Consider the following 16,945-nt stretch of genomic DNA (forward strand, 5'->3'; position numbering starts at 1 on the left):
TACATTGGAGGATGACGCCTGTGAAAAAGTCGTACCTCGGCTTTTCTCTGATTGAGTTGATGATCGTGCTATCAATCATCGGCATTCTTGCGGCCATTGCTTTTCCTGCCTATCAGAACTACACCGTGCGCTCGACAGCCGCTGCCGCCTTGGCCGAAATCACTCCGGGAAAGGCCGCGTTCGAGCACGCCATCAACGAGAATCGCACCCCCTCACTGGTGCCCGGATTGCCGGGATTTATCGGTATCGGCGCGAGCACAAACTATTGCACCGTGACGCTTATAGCAACGGCGACGGGCTCGATCACCTGTACCGCACGAAACGGAATGCCGGGACGGTTTAACGGCAAAACCATTACCCTTAACCGCACGGCGGAGGGCTTGTGGGGCTGCACCAGTGATCTGGACAGCAAGTACAAGCCCGGCAAATGCCTCTAAAGTAGCAATAAACGACTAAGCTAGATGTTCTTTCTTAAAAATAAAGAAATGCTGATTGCGGCTTTTTTTCTGCTTGTTTTTTCGAGCACTAGCGTCAGTTATTGGCTGCTTGATTACAGCTGGCTGGAACAACAAAGAATCACTCAGCTAACGCTTGTAGCTGCTGCCTCAGCGGCGCTTCAACTGGGCTACTGGCGCCGCCCTAGCGCCTTTTTCCCGCCCAGCAATGCAGTGTTGTTGGCGTTTATCTTGGGCTTAGTTTCGGCGCTGCTATCTCAACACCCGCAATGGGCATTGAAAGAATGGGCAAAATATGCATCCAGTTTGGCGCTGCTTATTTACCTCGGCACTGCTCTTCGCCAAACCGCCGCTCAGCAAGTGGTGCTATTCATCCTATTTGTCACATCAGCACTTCTGGCAATACAATTTCTCGCTTTTTACATAGCCTCTTTCTTTACTGGCACACGTGACGTCAACCCTTACTTGATGTATCCAGGGTTCGACAACCCACGCTTCTATGGCCAGTTTCAAATAATGCTGATCCCCATCCTGCATGGCTTGGCATTCCAGCAGGACTGGCATAAGAAGCTATTTAACCAGAATGTCATCTACTTAACTCTTCTATTGCAATGGTGCATCGCCTGGGCGCTGGCGGGGCGTGGCGTTTTGCTGGGCCTCAGCATAGCCAGTTTGGTTACACTGCTTGCCACCGGCGGTCGCTACAAGACATTACTCTTGCAGGTTGCGACATTCGCTTTGATCGGTTTGGCAGTCTATTTTTTACTTTTCTTTTGCATTCCAGAGTGGGTGGGGCTAGCCAGAGACATACCTTCTGGCTTGAGGTTTGACCTTTCCAAACGAGATGTTCTTTGGCAAGGCGCATGGGGGATGATCAAAGCCAACCCATTTCTTGGTGTAGGCCCTCTGCACTATTCGGCTGTATGGAACCATATCGGCGCACATCCGCATCAAGCCACATTGCAGTTCCTTGCTGAATGGGGCATACCGGCTACGCTGCTATTCCTGTTCAGTATAACTACCGGCATGTGGCGCGGAGCGAATATAATCCGCAACAAAACAGATATACTTGATGCAGCATTATGGATGGCTCTTTTAGGCTCATTGACGCTTGCTCAGGTCGATGGAGTATTTGCCATGCCCTATACCGAAGGCTGGCTGGCAGTTATTGCCGGGCTAGCCTTGGCTCGCTGGAGAAGCCCTGCAAGCCCTGCCGCCATGGCGCTACCGATGCAACATGCAATATTTTCCATACTGTTGATGGTAGCGATGGCTATCATTGCAAGCATCTTGATTATGGATGTTCCCCTACTGCATGAAACATCCATAAGGTTTTATAAGGAACACAATATTGGCAGTCCACCCAGATTCTGGGATCAGGGCTGGATTCCGATGTGAGGCTCTGCATGTTCAATCCACGTATCAAAGCTTTTTCTATTCACCTGCTGCTTTCAGGCTGCGTAGCAATAGCGGTTGTTTCCCTAGTCTTCTTTATCTGGTATCCCAGCCCGCTTCACACGGCTGTGGGTGTGACCAAGATATTTCTTATGCTGATAGGAATTGACTTGATTCTCGGCCCTTGCCTTACTTTTTTAGTTTACAAGCAGGGCAAAAAGACCTTGACCATGGATCTCTCAATAATCTGTGCTATACAACTCGGCGCATTGCTCTATGGATTGCACGCTGTGGCCGATGGCCGCCCCGCATGGCTTGTTTTCGCTGATGACCGCTTCCAGCTAGTGCGCGTCAACGAAATTGACGAACGCAAGCTAGGTGAAGCGCAACTGGAATATCGAAGCCCTCCATGGACAGGACCGAAGTGGGTTTCTGTACTGGCGCCGGAAGACGCGGACGAAAGAAGCGACTTGCTGTTTGAGTCTGTTTTCGCAGGTATCGATATTTCACAACACCCCGAGCTTTACCAGTCGTTGAGCCTTGCCGGCTCTGCCATGCAAGAAGCAGCAAAACCCTTAGCATTGCTTGAGAAATACAACGCCCCAGAAGCGGTCGCGGCCATCCTTAAAATGCACCCTAACGCAGGCGCTTGGCTGCCCGTAAAAACCAATCAGAAAGACATGGTGGTTTTGCTGAAAGAAAACAATGGCGAGGTTATCGCTATTGTCGATGCTCGGCCTTGGAACTGAAAACCGAGACGCTGGGGCAGGCTAGGATCTCGCGAAGTCTCGTAGTACGGACCAAATGCGCCAATCGCCCTGATGCCACAAAGAAAAACGCCCTGTATTGGCAGGGCGTTTTTTCTTGCGACCTAAATCGCGTCCCGCTGGCGTAGTAGTCCAATCACCTGCCTCACTCCCTCTGCGATACCAACAGATTCGGTATCGACAACCAGATCCGCATTCAGCGGCACATCGTACGGGAAAGACTCGCCCGGAATATTATCCCCACCAGCCGCATACAACCCCTGGGGATCGCGCTGACGGCAGGCTTGCGGGGAGGCCTGGACGTAGACGGTGATCAGACGCTCAGCGCCGATCAATGCCTTGGCCTGTTCGCGCCCTTCGGCGTCTGGTGCAACGAACGCCGCCAGGGTGATCAGGCCCGCCTCGTTGAACTGCCGAGCGACGTGGGCAGCGCGGCGCCAGTTTTCGGTGCGGCCGGCGCGATCCTGCGGTAGGCCCTTGTTGAGATCGTGACGCAGGTTCTGTCCATCGAGGACGTAAACCGCGCGGCCCATATCGAACAGCTTGCGTTCCACCGCGTAGGCCAGGGTGCTCTTGCCGGCGCCGGAAAGCCCAGTGAACAGCACGGTTGCCGGCTGCTGACCGAAGCGTGTGGCGCGCTCTTCCGTTGAAACATGCGCCAGCGCACCGTGATGACCACCCGATCCATGGGCAACCGGGTCGGCGATGATCATGCCGGCGCCGACGGTGCCATTGGTGAGGCGATCGATGACGATGAAGGCACCGGTGGTGCGGTTCTGTGCGTAGCCGTCCAGAGCGATCGGCGCGTCCAGGCTGACCTTGACCTTGCCGATCTCGTTGAGCTGAAGGCTACTCGCAGCGCCCTTCTCCAGCGTGTTCACATCCACCTTATGGCTGATGCTTGCGATGGAGCCCGGCACGTAACTGGTGGCGCGCTTGATGTCGTATTTCTTGCCCGGCAGCATCGGCTCTTCGCCCATCCACACCAGCATCGCCTCGAAGCTGTCAGCGATACGCGGGCGGCTGTCGGCATGCACCAGCATGTCGCCGCGGGAGACATCGATCTCATCTTCTAACGTCAGGGTGACAGCCTCGCCAGGGGTCGCCTGCTCGAGTTCACCATCGAAGGTGACGATGGACTTGACTCGACTGGTCTTGCCGGACGGCAGCACGGCGATCTCGTCGCCCTTGCGCACGATGCCGCTCGCCAGGGTCCCGGCGAAACCGCGGAAGTTGAGGTTGGGGCGATTGACGTACTGCACCGGGAAGCGCAGATCATCGAAGTTGCGGTCCCCAGCGATCTCGACACTCTCGAGAATCTCCATCAGCGACTGCCCCTGGTACCAGGGTGCACGTTCGCTGCGATTGACCACGTTATCGCCCTTGAGCGCTGACATCGGTACGAAGTGCAGGGACGACGGCTTCAGCTCGATGCGCTCGGCGAATGCCAGGTAGTCGGCCTTGATGCGCTCGAACACGTCCTGATCGAAGTTCATCAGGTCCATCTTGTTGATGGCGACGACGATGTGCTTGATGCCCAGCAGCGAGGTGATGAAGCTGTGACGCTTGGTCTGGGTCTGCACGCCATAGCGCGCATCGACCAGAATGATCGCCAGGTCGCAGGTGGACGCGCCGGTGGCCATGTTGCGGGTGTACTGCTCGTGGCCAGGAGTATCGGCAATGATGAACTTGCGCTTGGCGGTGGAAAAATAACGGTACGCCACATCGATGGTGATGCCCTGCTCGCGCTCGGCCTGCAGGCCATCGACCAGCAGCGCCAGATCGACGTCTTCGCCGGTAGTGCCGACCTTCTTCGAGTCGCGGGTGATGGCTTCGAGGTGGTCCTCGTAGATCATCTTCGAGTCGTGCAGCAGGCGGCCGATCAGCGTGCTCTTGCCGTCATCGACGTTACCGCAGGTCAGGAAACGCAGCAGTTCCTTGCGCTCGTGTTGCGCCAGGTAGGCGAGGATGTCCTCGCTGATCAGATCGGATTGGTGACTCATGATGCGTTTCCTTAGAAGTAACCCTGGCGTTTCTTTTCTTCCATCGAGCCCGTGGCATCGTGGTCGATGACGCGGCCCTGGCGTTCGGAGGTCCGGGTCAGGAGCATTTCCTGGATGATCTCCGGCAGCGTGGTTGCGGTGGACTCGACCGCACCGGTCAGCGGGTAGCAGCCGAGGGTGCGGAAACGCACCATCTTCTTGTGGATGCTCGCCTTCTGTTCGGGCGTGAGGTAGCTGAGGATTCGCTCGTCATCGATCATCACCAGGGTGCCATTGAGCTCGACCACTTCGCGCTCGGCAGCGAAGTACAGCGGCACGATCGGGATCTGCTCCAGATAGATGTACTGCCAGATGTCCAGCTCGGTCCAGTTCGACAGCGGGAACACACGGATGGACTCGCCCTTCTTCACCTTGCCGTTGTACAGGTTCCACAGCTCGGGGCGCTGATTCTTCGGGTCCCAGCGGTGCTTGCTGTCACGGAAGGAGTAGACGCGCTCTTTGGCACGGGACTTTTCCTCATCGCGGCGAGCACCACCGAAGGCGGCGTCGAAGCCGTACTTGTCCAGCGCCTGCTTGAGGCCCTCGGTCTTCATCACATCGGTGTGCTTGGCGCTGCCATAGGTGAAGGGGTTCATGTCCTGCGCGACACCGTCCGGGTTGATGTGGGTGATCAGGTCCAACCCCATCTCGCTGACCATCTTCTCGCGGAAACGATACATCTCCTGGAATTTCCAGCGTGTATCGACATGCAGCACAGGAAACGGCAGCTTGCCCGGGAAGAAGGCCTTGCGCGCCAGGTGCAGCATCACGGCCGAATCCTTGCCAATGGAATAGAGCATCACCGGGTTGCCGAACTCCGCAGCAACCTCGCGAATGATATGGATGCTTTCCGCCTCCAGCTGTTTCAGATGCGTCAGTTTGTCGACCATGGCTACTCACGATTTTGCAGGTTGACGGCCAGACGGCCGTGAATTGGGCGCAACTCTAACACGGCCATAGATTCTAATCAGGCCGCCTTTTAGACCTAAAAGCTATAGATTTATACCGACTCGAAGCCGGTCCGACGCAGGCAAATGACAGGCGCCGGAAGCACGGTGATGCGACAGTGCGGATCGGCTCAGGCCGGATTGTCGCAATCGATGAAGCGGTGCTCGATGCCGAAATGCCGGGCAAGGTACTCGCCCAGCGCACGCACCCCGTAACGCTCTGTGGCGTGATGACCGGCGGCGAAGAAGCTGAGGCCGTTCTCCCGCGCGACATGTGCGGTGGGCTCGGAAATCTCCCCGGTGATATAGGCATCCACCCCGGCGGCCACCGCCTGCTCGATATAACCCTGGGCCGCGCCGGTACACCAGGCCACGCGCTGGATCGGCCTGTGCCCGTCGACCATCAGCGGCTCGCGGCCCAACGCCTGTCCGATCTTCGCCTTGAACTCGCCCGGTGCCAGCGACTCGGGCAGCGAGCCGACCAGGCCAACCGACCGCGGATTACCAGGCTCCAGCGGCCCCTCGACGCTCAGACCAAGCAGGGCGGCCAGCTGCACGTTGTTGCCCACCTCAGGATGCACATCCAGGGGCAGATGGTAGGCCAGCAGCGAAATATCGTGGCTCAGCAGGGTTTTCAGGCGGCGCTGTTTCATGCCCACGACACGGGCATCCTCGTTCTTCCAGAAGTAGCCATGATGCACCAGCACCACATCCGCCTGTGCTTGAACCGCAGCATCCAGAAGTGCCTGGCTGGCGGTCACGCCGCTGACGATCCGGGCGACCTGCGGCCGCCCTTCGACCTGCAGTCCGTTGGGGCAGTAATCGGCGATCCTGGCGGCATCGAGAAACCGGTCCGCCTCCTGTACCAGGGTGGTGAGTGCTACTGGCATGGGTTCCCCTTCGTCGCAGCCGGCGCGCAGCAGTCGAACAGCGCGACCGAATCGATCTTACGGATGAAGCTGCATTTCGGTCACAGCTTCGTATAATGCCGCCACCTTAAGGGGCACTCCCCATGCCCGCAACTCTGTCCGGACTCCCGCGCGATGTTCAATGCCCTGCGTTTCCTCGGCTGGCCGCTGCTGGTCGGTCTACTCGTAGCACTGCTGATCATCCAGCGTTATCCGCAGCTGGTAGGACTCAAGAAGCACGACCTCGGCCTGCAACAGGCGCCGCTGGTGGCCGCCGCACCGCAGCAGGGCCCGTACTCCTACGCCAATGCCGTGGCCGGGGCCGCACCGGCCGTTGCCAACCTGTACACCACCAAGGTTATCGAAAAGACCGAGCAGCAGCCGCCGCTATCCAAGGATCCCCTGTTCCAGCGCTTCTTCAGCGACAACCTGCCAAGGCAGCGGCGGATGGAGTCCAGCCTCGGCTCGGCGGTGATCATGAGTTCGGAAGGCTACCTGCTCACGAACAACCATGTGACGGCCAACGCTGAGCAGATCGTGGTAGCGCTCAAGGACGGCCGCGAAACCTTGGCCAGGGTGATCGGCAGCGATCCGGAAACCGACCTCGCCGTGCTCAAGATCGACCTGGCCGACCTGCCCGCCATCACGCTCGGCCATTCCGACCGCATTCGCGTAGGCGACGTCACCCTGGCGATAGGCAACCCCTTCGGCGTCGGGCAGACCGTCACCATGGGCATCATCAGCGCCACCGGTCGCAACCAGTTGGGCCTCAATACCTACGAGGACTTCATCCAGACCGATGCTGCGATCAACCGTGGCAACTCGGGTGGCGCGCTGGTGGATGCCGGAGGCAACCTGATCGGCATCAACACCGCCATCATTTCCGAGTCCGGCGGCTCGCAGGGCATCGGATTCGCCATCCCGGTGAAGCTTGCGCTGGAGGTGATGAAATCGATCATCGAACACGGCCAGGTTATTCGCGGCTGGCTCGGCGTGGAGGTGCAATCGCTGACCCAAGAGCTTGCCGAGTCGTTCGGCCAGGAAGGCCGCCCGGGCATCGTCGTCGCGGGCGTTTACCGCGACGGTCCGGCTGCTCGTGCCGGGCTGCAGCCGGGCGACCTGATCCTGAGCATCGACGGCGTACAGTCCGCCGACGGACGCAGCTCGATGAACCAGGTTGCCCGCGCCCGCCCAGGCGAGAAGATCGATATCGACATTCTGCGCAACGGCAAACCGCTGACGTTGACTGCGGAAGTGGGCATGCGCCCGCCAGTGGCGCCGAAGTAACCCGGGACGCCCCCGAAAAACCACCGGAGGACGCGCCCGCCCTGCGTTAGCCGAGCGCCTCGAGCAGAGCCTGGTTCTGTTCCGGCGTGCCGATGGTGATGCGCAGGAACTGCTCGATGCGCGGCTGCTTGAAGTGACGCACGATCACGCCCTGCTCGCGCAGCGCTGCGGCGATGGCGGCGGCGTCGCGCTGAGGGTGACGCGCGAAAATGAAGTTCGCTGCCGACGGCAGCACCTCGAAGCCGCGCTCGTGAAGCGCCGCCACCACCGCCTCGCGGCTGGCGATGACCTGCCGGCAGGTCTGCTCGAAATACTCACGATCCGCGAACGCTGCAGCCGCACCGGCAATGGCGATGCGGTCCAGCGGGTAGGAGTTGAAGCTGTTCTTGATCCGCTCCAGCGCCTCGATCAGGTCCGGATGTCCTACCGCCAGGCCGACCCGCAGACCGGCCAGCGAGCGTGACTTGGAAAGCGTCTGGGTGACCAGCAGGTTCGGATAGCGATCGACCAGCGCAATCGCCGACTCGCCACCGAAGTCCACATAGGCCTCGTCGACCAGCACGACGGACTCGCTATTGGCCTGCAGCAATCGCTCGATAGCCTCAAGCGGCAGCAGGCAACCAGTCGGGGCGTTCGGGTTGGGAAAGATGATGCCGCCGTTCGGCCGCTGATAATCTGCCACGTCGATCTGGAACTGCTCGTTCAGCGCAACGGCGTGGTAGTCGATGCCGTACAGGCCGCAATAGACCGGATAGAAGCTGTATGTCACGTCCGGAAACAGCAGCGGGCGGCCATGCTGGAACAGGCCGTGAAAGGCATGCGCCAGCACTTCGTCCGAGCCGTTGCCGACGAACACCTGCGCCATCTGCACACCGTAGTAGTCCGCCACAGCCTGCTTCAGGCGCTCGCCGTTGGGGTCAGGATACAGCCGCAGGCCGTCGTTGATTTCCGCCTGCATGGCGGCGATTGCCCGCGGCGACGGGCCATAGGGATTCTCGTTGGTGTTGAGCTTGACCAGCTTGCTCAACTTGGGCTGCTCGCCCGGCACATAGGGCACCAGGTCCTTGACGAAGGGGCTCCAGAATTTGCTCACCGCCCTTCTCTCCTCGAATTCGATTTGCTTGGCGTAGGGTGGAAATCGCGTGACGCTTTCCACCAGTGACATCAGGCGGACGGGGCCGGCGGCCTCGCTCCCACCTTACGGCTTACTTGATCCGATACTCGGCGCTGCGCGCGTGAGCGGTCAGCGATTCACCACGGGCCAGAACCGATGCCACCTTGCCCAGCGTCGAAGCGCCCTCCGCCGAGCAATTGATGATCGACGAGCGCTTCTGGAAGTCGTAAACGCCCAGCGGCGAGGAAAAGCGCGCTGTACCGGAGGTCGGCAGCACGTGGTTGGGCCCTGCGCAGTAATCACCCAGCGCCTCGGCAGTGTAGCGTCCCATGAAGATCGCACCGGCATGACGAATCTGCGGCAGCCATTGCTCCGGCTCGGCGACCGAAAGCTCCAGGTGCTCAGGGGCGATGCGGTTGGCCACCTCGATGGCCTGCTGCATGTCGGCCACCTGGATCAGCGCGCCGCGACCCTCGATGGAGGTGCGAGCGATGTCGGCGCGCTCCAAGGTCGGCAGCAGACGGGCAATGCTCTCGGCGACGCGATCGAGGAAAGCGGCGTCCGGACTGACCAGGATCGACTGCGCATCCTCGTCGTGTTCGGCCTGGGAGAACAGGTCCATGGCGATCCAGTCCGGATCGGTCTGGCCATCGCAGACCACGAGAATTTCCGACGGCCCGGCGATCATGTCGATGCCGACCTTGCCGAACACGTGGCGCTTGGCCGTGGCGACGTAGATATTGCCCGGGCCGACGATCTTGTCCACCGGCGGTACGCTCTCGGTGCCATAGGCCAATGCTGCGACGGCCTGCGCCCCGCCAATGGTGAAGACGCGGTCTACGCCGGCGATGCAGGCAGCAGCCAGCACCAGCTCGTTGACCTCGCCGCGCGGCGTGGGCACCACCATGACCACCTCCGGCACACCGGCGACCTTGGCCGGGATGGCATTCATCAGCACAGAAGATGGATAGGAAGCCTTGCCGCCCGGCACGTAGAGGCCGGCGCGATCGAGCGGGGTGACCTTTTGACCGAGCACCGTGCCGTCGGCTTCGGTGTAGGTCCAGGAGTCCTGTTTCTGCCGCTCGTGATAGCTGCGTACGCGCTCGGCGGCGATCTCCAGGGCCGCGCGCTGCGCTGGCGTGATCCGCTCGAGCGCCTGCTCCAGGCGCGCGCGCGGCAGGATCAGATCCGCCATGGAGGCGACTTCCAGAGCATCGAAGCGCTGGGTCAGTTCGACAACCGCTGCATCACCACGCTCGCGCACGGCCTTGATGATCTCGAGGACCCGCTCGTTCACACCGTCATCAGAAACACTTTCCCAGCTCAGCAGATGGTCCAGATGACGGGCAAAGTCGGCATCGGCAGCGTTGAGTCGGCGAATGGCGGAAGGTGCGGTCATGGTGGGCCTCATGGTTGGCTGGGCTTCGGATCGACAAACTGGCTTTCGAGACCTGTGCAGCGTCTCGCGCGCTAAAGCAATGCTGGGCAGAACTGGCGAGGAGGCGCACCTTCAATGAGCTGTTGAGCTGTAGATGGGCCTTCCGAGCCTGCTCCCAAGGCCGCAGTACCGACGCACCGTCGTCCTTCGGCCAGGTTCTCAGGCGCCGCTAGAATATCAAGCCCACCGTGCGGGCACCCGAGAATTTCAGCTATGGCACGAATAGGCAGGCGCGGTGAAGACCGCGAGGCGCATCAATGCTGATGCTGCTCAACCGCCGCGTGTAAGGTGTCGATCAGCGCCTGGATACGCGCATGCTGCATCTTCATCGAAGCCTTGTTCACGATCAGACGCGAACTGATGGTGGCGATCAGCTCCTGTGGCTCCAGACCGTTGGCGCGCAGGGTGTTGCCGGTGTCGACCACGTCGATGATCTTGTCGGCGAGCCCCACCAGCGGGGCCAGCTCCATGGAGCCGTACAGCTTGATGATGTCGACCTGGCGGCCCTGCTCGGCGTAGTAACGCTTGGCGACATTGACGAACTTGGTAGCCACGCGCAGACGCCCCTTGGGCTCCGGCGCGCCGACCTTGCCGGCGGTCATCAGCTTGCAGTTGGCAATCTTCAGATCGAGCGGCTCGTACAAGCCCTGGCCGCCGTACTCCATCAGCACGTCCTTGCCAGCGACGCCGAGGTCAGCCGCACCATGTTCGACGTATGTCGGTACGTCGGTGGCGCGAACGATCAACAGCCGCACGTCATCCTGGGTGGTTGGAATGATCAGTTTGCGGCTCTTGTCCGGGTTCTCGGTGGGTACGATACCCGCAGCAGCCAGCAACGGCAGGGTGTCGTCGAGGATGCGGCCTTTGGACAGGGCGATGGTGAGCATGGAGCGTTTTCCTTGAACGGCAACGGCCAACCTTGATGGGACGACCAAATGACCAACGGCGTTCTTGCGAACTGAGTCATGCAAGGCGCAATGACCAACGAGAGTAACAGCCAAAGGCTGGCCCGAAGGGCGAGCGCCAGCGAGTCAAACAGGCGAGGAAGCAGAGTTTACTAGCTGTAAATGAGCAATTCCGAGCCTGTTTTTAACGCAGCAGGACCGACGCGCAGCAGATCGCTATCAGCCGGGAACGCGGCGAATCTTCGCCCCCAGCAACTGCAGTTTCTCCTCGATGCACTCGTAGCCACGATCGATGTGGTAGATGCGGTCGATCAGCGTATCGCCTTCGGCCACCAGACCGGCGATCACGAGGCTCGCCGACGCGCGCAGGTCGGTCGCCATGACCGGGGCACCCTTGAGGTGATCGACGCCCGTGACGATGGCGGTATTGCCCTCGACGAGGATCTGCGCACCCATGCGATTCATCTCATAGACGTGCATGAAGCGGTTTTCGAAGACCGTTTCGATGACCGTGCCGGTGCCCTCGGCGATGGCATTCAGGGCGATGAACTGCGCCTGCATGTCGGTGGGGAACGCCGGGTACGGCGCGGTGCGCACATTGACCGCCTTCGGCCGCTTGCCCTTCATGTCCAGCTCGATCCAGTCACTGCCGGTATCGATATGCGCGCCAGCCTCCACCAGCTTGTGCAGCACAGCCTCGAGCAGCGTCGCGTCGGTATCCTTCAGACGTACACGCCCGCCAGTCGCCGCAGCGGCGACCAGATAGGTTCCAGTCTCGATACGGTCGGGCATCACGCTGTAGCGACCACCACCGAGGCGCTTGACACCATCGATGACGATGGTATCGGTGCCGGCGCCGGACACTTTGGCGCCCATGGCGTTGAGGAAGTTGGCCAGATCGACCACCTCCGGCTCACGCGCGGCGTTTTCCAGCACGCTGCGGCCGTTCGCCAGCGCAGCGGCCATCATGATGTTCTCGGTACCGGTCACGCTGACGGTGTCGAAGAAGAAGTGCGCGCCACGCAGGCCGCCGGCCGGCGCCTTGGCCTTGATGTAGCCGCCCTCGACGTCGATCTGTGCGCCCATGGCCTCGAGTCCGCGGATGTGCAGGTCTACCGGACGCGAACCGATGGCGCAGCCACCGGGCAGCGCGACCTCCGCCTCGCCGAAACGCGCAACCATCGGGCCGAGCACCAGGATCGACGCACGCATGGTCTTCACCAGTTCGTACGGCGCCACCAGAGTCTTGATACTGCTGGCGTCGACTTCGACGCTGAGCTTCTCGTCGATAATCGGCTGCACGCCCATGCGGCCGAACAGCTCGATCATCGTGGTGATGTCGTGCAGGTGCGGCAGGTTGCAGACGGTAACCGGAGTGTCGGCCAGCAAGGTGGCGGCCAGGATCGGCAATGCGGAGTTCTTCGCGCCAGAAATGCGAATCTCGCCATCGAGGCGAATGCCGCCGGTAATGATCAGTTTGTCCATGGATATACCCGTAAGCCGCAGGCTCGAAGCACTGTCGAAGGGGGCGGCGCGGCCATCGAGACGCGCTCTGCCTGGAATGATTGGTTGCGCAGGCCTGAGCCGATCAGGCGCGCGCGGCCCAGTCTGTGCGACTGAAGAACTTCATGGTGACGGCGTGGATGCTGCCGTCGGCGATCCATGGATTGAGATGAGCGTAGATCTGCTGCTGACGCTTCACCGGGCTCAGGGCGGCCAGTTCATCACTGATCACGTTGAGCTGGAAGTTGCAGCCTTCGCCTTCCACTTCCACCTGGGCTCCCGGAATCTTCGCTTCCAGGAAATTCTTCACTTCTAGGGCCTGCATGTTCTACCTCGATCGGGCGCAGGACGCGCACGGGCCGGCCATCATACAAAAAAGCCCGAAGGCTGCGAACCCCGAACCTCGCGCACAGATCTCAATCCAGCGTTTCGGCCCCCTGATCGCGCTCGCGCCGATGCCGGGACAGCCCGCTGTCGCTCTGCACGGCCGGGAAGCGCGAGGAGGCGAAGCGCACCACCAGGATCGCCAGCGCCAGCAGCAGGATCGCGCCGGACACATAGACCACGCCCATGTCCGGACGGTGGTGATGGGAAATATCGGAAATCAGCAGGCGGGTCAGCGCGGTGATCGCCACATAGATAAGGAAGCGCACCGGCATGTGGTTGGTTTTGAAATAGATGCCAACCATCGCGCCCAGCTCGAGATAGATGAACAGCAGCAGGATGTCATCGATCGTGATATGGCCCTTCTCGACCATGCCGAGAAACGCCATGACTGCCGCCCAGGCCGTCACGGCGCCGATGGCGAACAGCGCCAGGTAGTGAAAGCTCTCGACCAGCAGATTGCCGAGGGACTCGGCCAGCTCGTGCAGGCTATCGCGCAGATTTTCCGCCCAGCGCAGTTTCATAAGGCATCCTTTTCTAAACCTGGGAAGCTTCCAGCGGCAGGATATCCAACAAGCCGGACACCTTTGCAATCTTGTGCATATCGCCTGGCAATGCACTGACGCGCAGATCGATGCCCGCAGCCTTGGCATCGCGCATGAAGGCCAGCAGCAGCGACAGCCCGACACTGCTGGAACGCTCGACCGCCGAGCAGTCCAGCGTCAACGGCGCCCAGCTGCCGGCGATCAGCGCCCGACCAGCCTCACGCAAGGCCGGGCCGCTGCGGTAATCCAGCACGCCGATCAGGCGCAACTCGCCTTCTCCACCGCGCTCGATCCGGGCCTCACTCATCGCCGACAGCCTGCTGTCCAGCCTCGGTGTCCTTGGCACGCGCCACGACCTCGGCCCACCCATCGATGGTTTTGTCCAGATCACCGCCGTTGCGCTGCATAGAGTCGGCGAACTGGTCGCGGAACAGCTTGCCGATGTTGATGCCGTTGATGATCACGTTGCGCACGCGCCATTCGCCGTCATTGACCATGGTGTAGGACACCGGATAGATCTCGCCCTGGCGCCCCACCACCTCCATGCCGACGCTGGTGCGCTTGGGGTCCTGCTTGCCGCTGGGCGGCAATACACGGATCTGCTGGTTGTTGTACTCGAGCAGGGCGTTGCCATAGAACTGCATCAGGCTGCGCTTGAAGTTCTCCTGGAAGCGCTTCATCTGCTCGGGACTGGCGTTGCGCGAATACTTGACGGTCATGATGCTGCGCGAGATCCCGTCGGCATCGACCACCGGACCGAGAATCTCGTTGAGCGAGTCATAGAAGGCCGCCGGATCGCTGCGGTACTGCTCCTTGTTGGCCTTCAGGTCGGCCAGCAACTCGTCGGTGGTCTTCTGGATCACCTGATGCGCGGTCAGCGCGGCATGGGAGAACAGGGGCAACACGGCCAGCAGAACCAGCAGACCGCGACGCAGGGCAGTGATCATGGATGTCTCCTTCAATCTTTATTCACAGAATTGAGCAGGAACTTGCCGATCAGATCCTCGAGTACCAGCGAAGACTGGGTGTCCTGAATGGTGTCACCATCCTTGAGCACTTCGTCGTCGCCGCCCACGCTGATTCCGACATATTTCTCGCCCAGCAGACCAGCCGTCAGGATCGACGCCGTGGAGTCAGCCGGCAGGATGTTCACGTCTTCCTGGATTTCCAGGGTCACCCGACCGGTGTAGCTGTCGCGATCGAGGTCGATCGCCGTGACCTTGCCGATGGTCACACCCGCCATGGTCACCTTGGATCGGACAGTCAAACCGGCGATATTGTCAAAATAGGCATACAGCTTGTAGGTATCGGCACTGCCAACGCTCAGTCCGCTGACGCGCAGCGACAGCAGCAGCAGGGCCAGCAGGCCGGCAAGCAGGAACAGGCCGACACCCATTTCCAGTGTGCGGATACGCATCAGAAATCTCCAAACATCAACGCGGTCAAAATGAAATCGAGGCCGAGTACTGCCAGCGAGGCATACACCACGGTCCGGGTGGTGGCACGACTGATCCCCTCGGAAGTCGGTTCGCAGTCGTAGCCCTGGAACACCGCGATCCAGGTCACGACCAGTGCAAAGACGACGCTCTTGATCACGCCGTTGAGCACATCCGAATGGAAATCGACACTGTTCTGCATGTTGGCCCAGAACGAGCCTTCGTATACGCCGAGCCAGTCCACGGCGACCATCGCTCCGCCCCAGATGCCGACCACATTGAAGATCAGCGTCAGCAGTGGCAGGGAAATGAAGCCGGCCCACAGACGCGGCGCGATGATGTACTTCAGCGGATCGACGCCAATCATCTCCAGGCTCGACAGCTGCTCGGTGGATTTCATGTTGCCGATCTCGGCCGCCAGTGCGGAACCTGCGCGACCGGCGAACAGCAATGCGGTGACCACCGGGCCGAGTTCACGCAACAACGTCAGCGCCACCATCTGCCCGACCGCCTGCTCGGAGCCATAGCTGCTGAGGATGTTGTAGCCCTGCAGCGCCAGCACCATGCCGATGAAAATACCGGACACGACGACGATCGCCAGCGACAGCACGCCAACCGAGTACAGCTGCTTGACCAGCAGCGAAAAGCCGTTGCGCAAGCCGCTGCGGCCAAACAGCGCATGAACGAGGAAGATCGTCGAGCGCCCCAGCGCCGCCAGCACATCCAGGCCGGCACGCCCGAGCAGGGCGATCCGGTCCATCAACGAACGCTTACGCATCGGCGCCTCCGAGCAGATCATCGGCGTAGGCTGGCGCCGGAAAGTGGAAGGGCACCGGGCCGTCCGCCGAGCCTTTCATGAACTGCCGGATGCGTGGATTGTCCGACTCCATCAGCTCGGCCGGCGTGCCCTGGCCAAGCACCTGAGCATCGCCGACCACATAGATGTAATCGGCAATGGAGGCGGTTTCGGCCAGGTCGTGGGACACCACGATACTGGTGATACCCAGCGCATCGTTGAGCAACCGGATCAAGCGGACCAGCACGCCCATCGCGATCGGGTCCTGACCGGCGAAAGGCTCGTCATACATGAGAATCTGCGGATCCAGCGCGATGGCCCGCGCCAGCGCGACACGCCGCTTCATGCCACCGGACAGTTCGTCGGGCATCAGCTCGATGGCGCCCCGCAAACCCACCGCCTGCAATTTCATCAGCACGATGTCGCGGATCATTTCGTCAGGCAGCCGGGTATGCACGCGCAGCGGAAAGGCGACGTTCTCGAACACGTCGAGATCGGTGAACAGAGCTCCGCTCTGGAACAACACGCCCATCTGCTTGCGCATGTCGAACAGCTCGCTGCGCGAGAGGCTCGGCAGATTGTTGCCCGCCACCCAGACCTCGCCGCGCGCAGGCATCAGCTGCGCAGCGATCAGCCGCAGCAGGGTCGTCTTGCCACAGCCGGACGGCCCCATGATGGCCGTGACCTTGCCTCGCGGGATCGCGATGTCGACGTTATCGAAAATACTGCGCTCGCCGCGCTTGAAGGTCACACCCTTCAGCTCGACCGCGTAGTCGTTGCAGGCGCTCATCTGGTCTCCTTGCATGCAGTCTGCGAAACAGACGGCTCCCGATGACGCCGGGATACTTCTGCCTGACCGTTTTCGGGCGCGCACTATAGCACCGCGCCAGGGGCCGCCCAACCAATGAGCGTTTCAGCAGATGACCAGCGAGACGCCTGTTCAGCCAGGGTTCAGCTTGGTGATGTACACAGCGCTGAGGGCGCTGCCCTGGCACCTGCCACATTTTCCATGAGCCACAAGTC

18 protein-coding genes are annotated in these 16,945 nt (G+C 60.8%); 4 read left to right on the forward strand and 14 right to left on the reverse strand.

Annotation, left to right across the window (positions count from 1 at the left end):
- Positions 1-11: 11 nt before the first annotated feature.
- Genes ACVRRC_RS18030 through tfpZ form a run of 3 tightly spaced genes read left to right on the forward strand, consistent with a single transcriptional unit; the run spans position 12 to position 2,599 of the window.
- Entirely contained in the window at positions 12-437 is a 426-nt protein-coding gene (locus ACVRRC_RS18030) for a pilin (protein ID WP_061374061.1), read from the forward strand.
- A 24-nt stretch (positions 438-461) separates the two neighbouring features.
- Positions 462-1,853, forward strand: coding sequence for an O-antigen ligase family protein (locus ACVRRC_RS18035; protein ID WP_242100619.1), 1,392 nt, complete (start codon positions 462-464; stop codon positions 1,851-1,853).
- A gap of 8 nt (positions 1,854-1,861) precedes the next feature.
- Positions 1,862-2,599 carry a TfpX/TfpZ family type IV pilin accessory protein gene (tfpZ, locus tag ACVRRC_RS18040; RefSeq protein ID WP_236450819.1) on the forward strand — a complete coding sequence of 246 codons (738 nt, stop codon included), beginning with the start codon at positions 1,862-1,864 and terminating at the stop codon, positions 2,597-2,599.
- A 122-nt stretch (positions 2,600-2,721) separates the two neighbouring features.
- Here the strand turns inward: tfpZ and cysN are convergent, their stop codons facing one another.
- The 3 genes from cysN to ACVRRC_RS18055 form a co-directional block, all read right to left on the reverse strand.
- A complete protein-coding gene (cysN, locus tag ACVRRC_RS18045) occupies positions 2,722-4,620 on the reverse strand; it encodes a sulfate adenylyltransferase subunit CysN (protein ID WP_061374059.1) in 1,899 nt (632 codons plus the stop codon).
- An 11-nt stretch (positions 4,621-4,631) separates the two neighbouring features.
- Positions 4,632-5,549, reverse strand: coding sequence for a sulfate adenylyltransferase subunit CysD (gene cysD, locus ACVRRC_RS18050; RefSeq protein ID WP_011912238.1), 918 nt, complete (start codon positions 5,547-5,549; stop codon positions 4,632-4,634).
- A 188-nt stretch (positions 5,550-5,737) separates the two neighbouring features.
- The gene (locus ACVRRC_RS18055) at positions 5,738-6,496 is read right to left on the reverse strand and encodes a Nif3-like dinuclear metal center hexameric protein (RefSeq protein WP_014595953.1); all 759 of its coding nucleotides are present in this window, start codon (positions 6,494-6,496) and stop codon (positions 5,738-5,740) included.
- 153 nt (positions 6,497-6,649) lie between these two features.
- Between ACVRRC_RS18055 and algW the strand changes: the two genes are divergently transcribed.
- Positions 6,650-7,801, forward strand: coding sequence for a Do family serine endopeptidase AlgW (gene algW, locus ACVRRC_RS18060; RefSeq protein WP_242100617.1), 1,152 nt, complete (start codon positions 6,650-6,652; stop codon positions 7,799-7,801).
- A 46-nt stretch (positions 7,802-7,847) separates the two neighbouring features.
- Here the strand turns inward: algW and hisC are convergent, their stop codons facing one another.
- The 11 genes from hisC to ACVRRC_RS18115 all read right to left on the reverse strand — a co-directional run bounded on the left by hisC (position 7,848) and on the right by ACVRRC_RS18115 (position 16,712).
- Positions 7,848-8,894, reverse strand: coding sequence for a histidinol-phosphate transaminase (gene hisC, locus ACVRRC_RS18065; RefSeq protein ID WP_014595952.1), 1,047 nt, complete (start codon positions 8,892-8,894; stop codon positions 7,848-7,850).
- A 112-nt stretch (positions 8,895-9,006) separates the two neighbouring features.
- A complete protein-coding gene (gene hisD / locus ACVRRC_RS18070) occupies positions 9,007-10,314 on the reverse strand; it encodes a histidinol dehydrogenase (protein ID WP_125872856.1) in 1,308 nt (435 codons plus the stop codon).
- Between the two features lie 293 nt (positions 10,315-10,607).
- A complete protein-coding gene (gene hisG / locus ACVRRC_RS18075) occupies positions 10,608-11,240 on the reverse strand; it encodes an ATP phosphoribosyltransferase (protein WP_013981935.1) in 633 nt (210 codons plus the stop codon).
- A 237-nt stretch (positions 11,241-11,477) separates the two neighbouring features.
- Positions 11,478-12,743, reverse strand: coding sequence for a UDP-N-acetylglucosamine 1-carboxyvinyltransferase (murA, locus tag ACVRRC_RS18080; protein WP_013981934.1), 1,266 nt, complete (start codon positions 12,741-12,743; stop codon positions 11,478-11,480).
- A 103-nt stretch (positions 12,744-12,846) separates the two neighbouring features.
- On the reverse strand, positions 12,847-13,086 hold the full coding sequence (locus ACVRRC_RS18085; protein WP_011912231.1) for a BolA family protein: 240 nt from the start codon (positions 13,084-13,086) through the stop codon (positions 12,847-12,849).
- A gap of 91 nt (positions 13,087-13,177) precedes the next feature.
- Complete coding sequence (locus tag ACVRRC_RS18090) at positions 13,178-13,669, reverse strand: phosphate-starvation-inducible protein PsiE (RefSeq protein WP_011912230.1); 492 nt, start codon at positions 13,667-13,669, stop codon at positions 13,178-13,180.
- A gap of 13 nt (positions 13,670-13,682) precedes the next feature.
- Positions 13,683-13,997: an STAS domain-containing protein gene (locus tag ACVRRC_RS18095; protein ID WP_472997328.1), complete on the reverse strand. Its 315-nt coding sequence runs from the start codon at positions 13,995-13,997 to the stop codon at positions 13,683-13,685.
- A complete protein-coding gene (locus ACVRRC_RS18100; protein WP_013981931.1) occupies positions 13,990-14,637 on the reverse strand; it encodes an MlaC/ttg2D family ABC transporter substrate-binding protein in 648 nt (215 codons plus the stop codon). The genes ACVRRC_RS18095 and ACVRRC_RS18100 overlap by 8 nt, the downstream gene beginning before the upstream one ends.
- An 11-nt stretch (positions 14,638-14,648) precedes the next feature.
- A complete protein-coding gene (gene mlaD, locus ACVRRC_RS18105; RefSeq protein WP_011912227.1) occupies positions 14,649-15,107 on the reverse strand; it encodes an outer membrane lipid asymmetry maintenance protein MlaD in 459 nt (152 codons plus the stop codon).
- Positions 15,107-15,904: a lipid asymmetry maintenance ABC transporter permease subunit MlaE gene (gene mlaE / locus ACVRRC_RS18110; RefSeq protein ID WP_011912226.1), complete on the reverse strand. Its 798-nt coding sequence runs from the start codon at positions 15,902-15,904 to the stop codon at positions 15,107-15,109. Before mlaE ends, mlaD begins: the two co-directional genes overlap by 1 nt.
- Positions 15,897-16,712, reverse strand: coding sequence for an ATP-binding cassette domain-containing protein (locus ACVRRC_RS18115; RefSeq protein WP_011912225.1), 816 nt, complete (start codon positions 16,710-16,712; stop codon positions 15,897-15,899). Before ACVRRC_RS18115 ends, mlaE begins: the two co-directional genes overlap by 8 nt.
- Positions 16,713-16,945: the final 233 nt, after the last annotated feature.

The sequence above is a fragment of the Stutzerimonas sp. LR2 genome, from assembly GCF_055755175.1.

Bases quoted from the DNA above. Each gene is read 5' to 3' on its own strand.
- ACVRRC_RS18030 (WP_061374061.1), top strand. From the start codon at position 12: ATGACGCCTGTGAAAAAGTCGTACCTCGGCTTTTCTCTGATTGAGTTG.
- ACVRRC_RS18035 (WP_242100619.1), top strand. From the start codon at position 462: ATGTTCTTTCTTAAAAATAAAGAAATGCTGATTGCGGCTTTTTTTCTG.
- tfpZ (WP_236450819.1), top strand. From the start codon at position 1,862: ATGTTCAATCCACGTATCAAAGCTTTTTCTATTCACCTGCTGCTTTCA.
- cysN (WP_061374059.1), bottom strand. From the start codon at position 4,620: ATGAGTCACCAATCCGATCTGATCAGCGAGGACATCCTCGCCTACCTG.
- cysD (WP_011912238.1), bottom strand. From the start codon at position 5,549: ATGGTCGACAAACTGACGCATCTGAAACAGCTGGAGGCGGAAAGCATC.
- ACVRRC_RS18055 (WP_014595953.1), bottom strand. From the start codon at position 6,496: ATGCCAGTAGCACTCACCACCCTGGTACAGGAGGCGGACCGGTTTCTC.
- algW (WP_242100617.1), top strand. From the start codon at position 6,650: ATGTTCAATGCCCTGCGTTTCCTCGGCTGGCCGCTGCTGGTCGGTCTA.
- hisD (WP_125872856.1), bottom strand. From the start codon at position 10,314: ATGACCGCACCTTCCGCCATTCGCCGACTCAACGCTGCCGATGCCGAC.
- hisG (WP_013981935.1), bottom strand. From the start codon at position 11,240: ATGCTCACCATCGCCCTGTCCAAAGGCCGCATCCTCGACGACACCCTG.
- murA (WP_013981934.1), bottom strand. From the start codon at position 12,743: ATGGACAAACTGATCATTACCGGCGGCATTCGCCTCGATGGCGAGATT.
- ACVRRC_RS18085 (WP_011912231.1), bottom strand. From the start codon at position 13,086: ATGCAGGCCCTAGAAGTGAAGAATTTCCTGGAAGCGAAGATTCCGGGA.
- ACVRRC_RS18090 (WP_011912230.1), bottom strand. From the start codon at position 13,669: ATGAAACTGCGCTGGGCGGAAAATCTGCGCGATAGCCTGCACGAGCTG.
- ACVRRC_RS18095 (WP_472997328.1), bottom strand. From the start codon at position 13,997: ATGAGTGAGGCCCGGATCGAGCGCGGTGGAGAAGGCGAGTTGCGCCTG.
- ACVRRC_RS18100 (WP_013981931.1), bottom strand. From the start codon at position 14,637: ATGATCACTGCCCTGCGTCGCGGTCTGCTGGTTCTGCTGGCCGTGTTG.
- mlaD (WP_011912227.1), bottom strand. From the start codon at position 15,107: ATGCGTATCCGCACACTGGAAATGGGTGTCGGCCTGTTCCTGCTTGCC.
- mlaE (WP_011912226.1), bottom strand. From the start codon at position 15,904: ATGCGTAAGCGTTCGTTGATGGACCGGATCGCCCTGCTCGGGCGTGCC.
- ACVRRC_RS18115 (WP_011912225.1), bottom strand. From the start codon at position 16,712: ATGAGCGCCTGCAACGACTACGCGGTCGAGCTGAAGGGTGTGACCTTC.